Consider the following 7,375-nt stretch of genomic DNA (forward strand, 5'->3'; position numbering starts at 1 on the left):
ACATCAAACGCACCGCCCGCGGCTACCGCAACGCAGGGAACTACAAATCGATTATTCTCATGAGAAGTGCCGTCCGGACGGCGGCATGACACTCATCCGGGAATCAATTTCCCCTTGAACCTTGAAGAGCCGGTTTTATCGCCCTGATGTCGTCGGCTTCACGTATGCGCTGTTATCCGCGTTGTTGATTCCTGTCCCTGCATGCCGTTGGTGCTGATCAACTGCGCCTCCGCAGCCGGCGGCCTGGCGGCATGTAGGTGGACTCCTCGCCGAGAATGTTGGCTACGCAGAGCAGGGGGACGGCGGTGGGACTCTGGATGCTTCGTCGCGCGAGTTCAGCTGACGGCTGTGGACCCGGGTATTCCTCATGAGCCTTTTTTGCTTCCGTTGTCCTCGTGATGGCTGCGATCAATCACGTGACGAGCTGCCTCCCGGATTATCCTGGCCGGGTGTTCCGTGGTCATCTTGGAGACTTCATAACGAACTTCGTCGCTGTAGTGAATCCACTCATCACTGGTGGCCATTCTTTGGAGGCCATGGAGCGTGAACAGTGGAACTCGAATGCCCCCCGACCGGAGTGAGTTTAGGAGTGCTGAATAGACGAGGGGAGAGATGCCCGTTTGTACTTTGCCCACGAGGGCGAGGCTGCGCGCTGCTTGAGAACGCACCGTAGGATCAATGTCTCGAGTCAGCTGAAGCAATAGCAGCTGCCCCCACTCCCACTCCTGATGCGATGAAGATACATCAGGAAGCAGCTCTGCTGCCGAAGTCCGCTCATCCGCGGAGATACTGCCCGCCATCTCAGTAGCCGCTGCGATGGCTTCATTTCTAGACAAGATGTGAAGAACTACACCTGCCCGCAGCGCTTCGGCGAATTTGGACGAAGGATCCGGCTCGAGGAAGACGCCGCGCAGCTCCGAATCKATTATCGAAGCCCAGTTGGAGCGCATGATGGAGGCAACCTCTTCCGGAACTGTGGACTGACCGTAATCAGCGATCCGGATGAGCGATCTTGCTTTCATTTCCTGGGCAACTTTTGCGTCGGTCAGGAAGCGGGCGACGGCGTGCCAAACCTTCGTGCTTTCGTAAAGCCGGGCGAACAGGGTGGCCAACTCTCCGGAGTCGGTGCCCCCGAACGACATTGAACCGTGGCTGGCGCTTTCCCGAATTTCCTCCAAAGCGGCGATACAGGCTGATTCTGCGCGAGCGACCACGCTGGGGGCGATCCCAGGCAATTCGTCGTGATGTGCGACTAAGTACAGAGGAAGTCCACTCTCAGGCATGGAATYCAGCACCAGATCATGTCGGACGGGTGCCGCTACTTTTGATGCTCGCACTGCCAGTTGGGCATGATATTTGTCGTCCTTGTTCAGCTCCCCCCATGACCGCCATCCCATTACCGTCGTTTGAGTGACCGCGTCCCAATTGAGAGTCTCCAAGAGACGTAGAAGTTCGCCTTCGATCAGGTCTGTGGAGAAATTTCCGTTGACTGCTTCTAGGGCTGCTTCCGCAACTTCTTGGTGCAGGCCGGTCTCCGGCAGAAACGTAACAACCGMGTTCCATATGGCGCGTTCGTCGATATGGCGCATTCGGGCAGCGAGTCTAGGGGAGCGAATGAAGCTAAGGGCGCCCCCCAGAGAGCGCTGCACCATGTCTAGGTCCAGGTACGGCGCTGCAGAGGCCAGAACCATTAGATCAAGCTCAGAAATATCTGAGGGGAATCCTGAACGCCCCAAAATCATCGTAGCGTCTTCCAATAGCGCGGGGCCGGGTCCGCGCATGTAGACCCATTCGAGGGCACGTTTCAAACTGTCCTTTGCTCTTGCCTGTCGAAGCAGGCGCAGACTATCTCTTACTTCCCAGGTATCTTCTTCTTTGGTTGCCTCCGATTCGCGCAAGATGCGAACTTGGGCGAGGGCCTCACGTCCCTTCATGAACGCATTGACGTCTCCACACAACTCAGCGGTTAGAAGCGTCTCCAGGGCCGGGGAGATCACCGGGTCTTCGTTCCGAAATGTTCTGCCGCGTTTGCGAGGTCCTATGGTTTCTTCAAATAGATGCTCCACGTACTTTCGGTCTCGAGAGGCAGCTGACAGCTCGCCCCTGAGATCCGGCCAAGTAGCTCGTGACTTAACAACTTGAACCCAAGTAGTTCCCTCGAAACCTTCCACGCGGGCCCGCAGTTCGCGGCAATGGGAGGCGATGGCCTCTCGAATGTCGTCTTGAACAAGGTCTGAATCCCAGCCGATCCCCGGGGAGACTGTGAACGGATCCCAGCTCCYCTCTGCAGTTAGGAGAGCGTCAACCAAGCCGAGAGAAAGAAGTGCTCCTGCGTAGTCGAAGACTTCATACTTCCGAGCGGCGATTTGCTKATGTAAAAGCGCCGAGGCTAGTGAAGAGCTCGCTGATGAAGGATCTTCTAAGCGCGCAGCAAGCGCGTCGAGACGCTGAATAGCGGAGGGGTATTCGTCTAGCTCAATTTCGGCGACAGCGGCAAACATGGCCGCGGCGATGCGAGCACCCATGGGCAGATCACCACGTTCGGTGAATTTCCACAGGTCATCGGCACCCTGACGAATACTGCCGATCAGGACTGACCGTTTGGAAGCATCAACGAGTTCGGAGGCCCATTCATCTGGATCTTCAGGAAGGAGCTCGGTGTATCTTTCCAGGTCGCTTGGGCGGCAGCGAGCTACGAGTGCCATGACGCTTGCGGCGCTGACTTCGCTTTGAGAAAAATTAGGGTGCGGTGCAATCGCCCAAGGAGCCGCTACAGCTGCTACCCATGCTCCGTCGTTTAGAGTCTCCAAGGACGCGCCTCGTTTCTGAGTAGGAAATAGTTGATCGATTCGGCGCTCTGCCCCTCGGTGCTTTCAGAGGAAGAAAAGCCCAGATGCCGCACGGCAAGTCGAATGTGTTTTTCGGCAGCTTCTTGCAGGCTGGAGGGTTCAAGCATTCGAATGGCGTACTTCTTGGGAATGGGATCCAGTTGCGAGTTGGCCAATTCGGTCACGGCTTCTTCATCCAGTGGGGGATACGACGGTTGGCAAGCGGCCAGCACGATGCGGGTAGAGGGCTGGGGATGGATCGTAGCCAGCGCTTTTGTTATGTGCTCTMCTGCGAGGATCAGATGATGAGCGCTTGCAGGGTAAAGCAGAAAATGCAGTAGAGCGTCTTCGCCCGATTGCGTGTTCAGTTGCACGGGTGCCGGGTCGGATTGAACCGCGACGATTGCGTCTWCTAGCGATTCTTCCCAATCAACGCCGACTATTAGAAGCGATCGATAGTGCACCACGAGCTTCTCAGCCGTCATGGATTCCGTGCTGTCGCTATCAGGACTTTCGAGCGTTGAAAATATAKAGTCCTCGTCTGGGCTGGAACCGGATCGCCACAGAGCTCCCCTGCGACTTCTACCGGGATTAATTGCGAAGTTCCCGTAAGGTCTGCCGACGACACCGAACCTCTGATGTCGGCCAGGGCGCCCGGGCAGTCTCGAATCCCGGAGGGCGGTTCCAACATTTGGACGGAGACATTCAACCGMTCCGTAGGAAACACGATGCTGAGAGGAACCATCAGGAGGAGCAAGCCCAGTGCACCGAGGCCGAGACCCTTACCCCATTTTGTTCGAGTCCTGATGGACCTTACTAGGTCTCTTGTCTGCCGGTCAGAAGCGTTCACGAAGTCCAGAACGGAGCGTGAACTGGATGTGTCATCCGAATCCTCAGAGTCTTTGAGGCTGTACATCGAGGCACTCAAGAAAAAGCAGACGCTTATGGCGAGAATGCAGATGCCGCCATATCCTGCGGCCTTTGTCGCAGTGGGAAAGGCTTGGCCAACGTTGGAGAACACCAAACCCGCGGCTAATGCCCCTGACGCGGTGGCGAGCAACGTGGCAACGGAACGTGCGCGATCGCGATACCTGTCAACATCCGTCCGATACGAAGTAACGATAGCTACGGCCTGCTCTTGCGTTATCTCCGTAGTCATCGGTCCATCTTATTCATTGCATGCCATCCGGGATGTCAGCCACGTCGTGAATCTGTGGTTGAGTTCGAACTCCTCCAGAGTTGAATGGCCGAGCACTAAAGAGGTTCGGAGTCGGGCCGATGGCACTGTATACGGGGAGGGCTGCATAGGCGTTACCCATCACTCACCGGACTAGGCTGGTCGGGAGCCGCATACCCAGTCCACCGCAGCGTTAGGCACCGTCCCTCACACTTAACCAACCTGGGTCTCACAAACGATCCATTACCGAGACGGTCCGGCCGTCTTTTCAAAGGTGCCAGAAAAGTCGAAGATCTTGCTGTTCTACGTGCACTTCTTTTGTCTCAAAAGCCGTCCAGCAACAGCTAGTCTCACAACGGCAACATGTCCGGGATTAGGAGAAAAGTGGTTGGCCACGCTTCGAGTGAGTCACGGTCTAGGAGAATGCGACCAGCACCAAACTTGCCGGCCGGCCCCGGGCCAAGCCACATTCACAGGTTTCGAGGATGGCGCCGTTGAAGGTCAGCCGCGGGGCATGGCTGCGTTCCAGCTCGAGTGTTGGATCGACGGGACCCTGCGTCAGGAGATTCTGTTTAGGTAGTGGCATCGTTTCCTCGGCGGATCTGGCCCGGTACTGGTCGCGGCTGGCTCCGGGGTCCATCAGGGTCCGTCCCCGCCCGTTGGGAAGGGGCCCCGGCCAGGCATCGACATACGGCGACACGCAAGCCGCCAAACCCAAACGCCGCACGGCTGGCCGCCTTAGGGCGTTCCGCCGTTCGTCAAATGGTGCGGTGCACGTGGTAGCACGACGGGCAGTTCAAGGTACGTGCTGTACGGATGGCCAKGTCATTGATCTCTTGCAGTACGTCCTCCTTAATGTCTTCCCACCGGTGCTCATGGTCGATAAATATGGACCAGGCTTGTGGGACGAGGTCCTTACCCAGGACGATGACCGACGCCCTAATGGACAGGCCCCAATGCTTGATCATATTGAAGTCGCCCCGTGGAAAGTTCTCGGCGGTCTGAACGATCTTCAACGCATGATCGAGCTGCATCTGTAGCTGGGCCTGCTCACGGAGGAAGGCCCGCTCGTCTTCTATCGCAGCTGTAGCCTCCCGACGGTCACTATCCGCACGGTCATCAGCAGCCCGGCGATCACCCACCGCCAGCGACATCGCCGTTGCTCGATCCTTTTTCCCATTGGCCAGAGCAACCCACAAGCCCCCGACAGTGACGATTGCCAGGAAAATCTGAACTAAGTTGCCGACGGCAGGGTTCGCCAAGGCATCCATCACCGCACGCCCTCAGCTTTTATGGAGGCTGAAGAGCCCAGTGMCGACTTCTGCGTATCTTCGAACCGATCAAGGATCTTGATGAAACTCTTCACGCTGTCATCGCTCTTCTCCCGCCGTACGTAGGCCAGGACCACGCCCCGGTCGTACTGACCCAGTGCGGCGAGCTTCTCGAGGTGGCTGATCGTGAGCCGTTCCGCGATRTTGTCGTGCCAGCCCTTGTAGCCCTCGAACAGGATGCCGTCGAGTTCCTTGCGTCCCTCGTCGGTGAGGTTTGTMGACATCACTGCCCCTGTCGCGACGTTGTACGCCCCAACAAGGCGAGCCCACCCCTCGTAGGACTCGGTGGGCCACTCGACGACCAAAATGATGCTTTTCTTCAGTCCCGTTATTTTGTTCATCACCTTGTAGGTCGGGCAATAAGCGAAGACAACCCCGCCATCTACGACGTTGCCGCTGCGCTCGGTAACGATGGGCACCTTCCCGAGGCCATCCGGGGCGTTCGACTTCATAGCGCACACAACCGTCAACCGGGCATGGTGCTTCTTTTGAAGATACAACGCCAACTGAGGGGTGCTTTGGTAGACGGGTTTGTCGTCCACCCACGGAACGTAGATGAACCGGTGCGTGAGGACCTCGTCCTCGAGTGATGTCATTGGGTACCTTCCTCGGGAGTTTCCCCGAGGATAAGACAAAGCACCGACATTCCTAGGCCCTCGTGCTTATTGGGCAGTGGGTGGCTGCCATTGGGGAGCATTTTCGGGTGTCCGCGTCAAAAACGACCCTTTTGCGTGCTTCCCCCCGGGCCGCTTCCACGCAGCTGTGACTTTCGGTGCAAATGGCGGTGTTTTCACAGCGTTATTTGGCGGCCTCAGCCCGGAAGGGGATCCTTTAGAGGAACACTCCGGGCGACTCTCATGGGTGCGCAGGCACCATGTCTAGTTGTTTCACGACACTGGCGTCGATGACAGRTGGGTGCACGACCGACCGTCACCTTGGAACTTAGAATGTCACCCGAGAGCAATAGATCTTTTCGCGGACGCGGCCACGGCGGCTCTGCAACCAACGAATGCTGCTCCACCCAACGCCGCCGTGATGCCCATTTCTGCGGCGTCAAACCTTTACCTGGGGGACCTTTGACTGCTGAACCGATTGCACGTCCGCTCACCTTCCTCAAGGGTGGTATTCACTATAGGGCTGGTGAGCATGATGCTGCGCGGCGCTCCCCCTTTGAGATCGCCAAGAATGACTTCAACGAAGTGCTCTCATCGAAGAATCTGACTTTCCTCTTAGGTTCTKGATGCTCGTCTCATGCTCCAAATCGGGATGATGAGCATGGCATTCCTACGATGGCCCCACTGGCGCAAGGCATCTTGGCTGAAGCCAACAGGTCGGTGGCCACCCGATACGGCCTCACGGACGCCGTCAGGGACCAGTTGGCTGACGATCTTGGGATAGCTCTAGACGATGAGGATTACGCGTGGAATCTTGAGCGCCTCATGGAGGTGTTATATGGGTTTCAGTTCGCCCTGGCGAAAACGAACAACAGCGCGCTATCCGATGCAAAGGTCTCGTTAGACGCTGCTATTGAGGCGATCAAGAGATACGTMTTTGATGCGTGCAAGGCAGGGCAAGACGGACCGTCCGCAGAAACCGTGGTCGCCTTTTACCAGATCTTCTACCGGAAGCTCTCGCAAAGGTCCCGATCTTTGCCTCGCCCTACCATCGCGACCACAAATTACGACCTCTTTAACGAGATCGCGATGGATCGTGCCGGTGTCCCCTATATCAACGGCTTTCTTGGCTCGGTAGAGAAACGGTTCAACCCGGCGTCATTTCGCTACACAATCGCGCAGCGACTTGACCTGACTTCCCAGCGTTGGACGTCACTCGACAACCTCGTCTACTTCCTGAAGCTTCATGGTTCTCTTAACTGGCATGCAGTGGAGAATGGACTCTTCCCCGTGGCCGAGCGGCTGCTAAGCGAAAGCGGGGACGGCAAAGCCATGTTGATCTACCCAACGCCGGCAAAACAAAACGCAAGCTTCGCGGCCCCCTACTCTGACATGTTCCGGGAGTTCCAAACCAAGGTGGTACAG

6 protein-coding genes are annotated in these 7,375 nt (G+C 57.1%); 1 reads left to right on the forward strand and 5 read right to left on the reverse strand.

What is annotated here, in order from left to right; all coding sequences use genetic code 11:
• Window positions 1-365 precede the first annotated feature (365 nt).
• From AC1DBQ_RS20000 to AC1DBQ_RS20020, 5 genes are all read right to left on the reverse strand, one after another.
• The gene (locus AC1DBQ_RS20000; protein WP_476930169.1) at window positions 366-2,810 is read right to left on the reverse strand and encodes a hypothetical protein; all 2,445 of its coding nucleotides are present in this window, start codon (window positions 2,808-2,810) and stop codon (window positions 366-368) included.
• Window positions 2,798-3,313: a hypothetical protein gene (locus tag AC1DBQ_RS20005; RefSeq protein ID WP_476930170.1), complete on the reverse strand. Its 516-nt coding sequence runs from the start codon at window positions 3,311-3,313 to the stop codon at window positions 2,798-2,800. Before AC1DBQ_RS20005 ends, AC1DBQ_RS20000 begins: the two co-directional genes overlap by 13 nt.
• Before the next feature lie 1,107 nt (window positions 3,314-4,420).
• On the reverse strand, window positions 4,421-4,591 hold the full coding sequence (locus AC1DBQ_RS20010) for a hypothetical protein (RefSeq protein ID WP_476930171.1): 171 nt from the start codon (window positions 4,589-4,591) through the stop codon (window positions 4,421-4,423).
• A 172-nt stretch (window positions 4,592-4,763) separates the two neighbouring features.
• Window positions 4,764-5,276, reverse strand: a complete 513-nt coding sequence (locus AC1DBQ_RS20015) for a hypothetical protein (protein ID WP_476930172.1) — start codon at window positions 5,274-5,276, stop codon at window positions 4,764-4,766.
• A complete protein-coding gene (locus tag AC1DBQ_RS20020; RefSeq protein WP_476930173.1) occupies window positions 5,276-5,932 on the reverse strand; it encodes a hypothetical protein in 657 nt (218 codons plus the stop codon). Before AC1DBQ_RS20020 ends, AC1DBQ_RS20015 begins: the two co-directional genes overlap by 1 nt.
• A 351-nt stretch (window positions 5,933-6,283) precedes the next feature.
• Between AC1DBQ_RS20020 and AC1DBQ_RS20025 the strand changes: the two genes are divergently transcribed.
• Window positions 6,284-7,375 (forward strand): SIR2 family protein (locus AC1DBQ_RS20025; RefSeq protein WP_476930174.1); only part of this gene is annotated, 1,092 nt, incomplete at its 3' end.

The sequence above is a fragment of the Arthrobacter sp. 10T413_2 genome, assembly GCF_056394205.1.

Bases quoted from the DNA above. Each gene is read 5' to 3' on its own strand.
- AC1DBQ_RS20010 (WP_476930171.1), bottom strand. From the start codon at position 4,591: ATGCCACTACCTAAACAGAATCTCCTGACGCAGGGTCCCGTCGATCCA.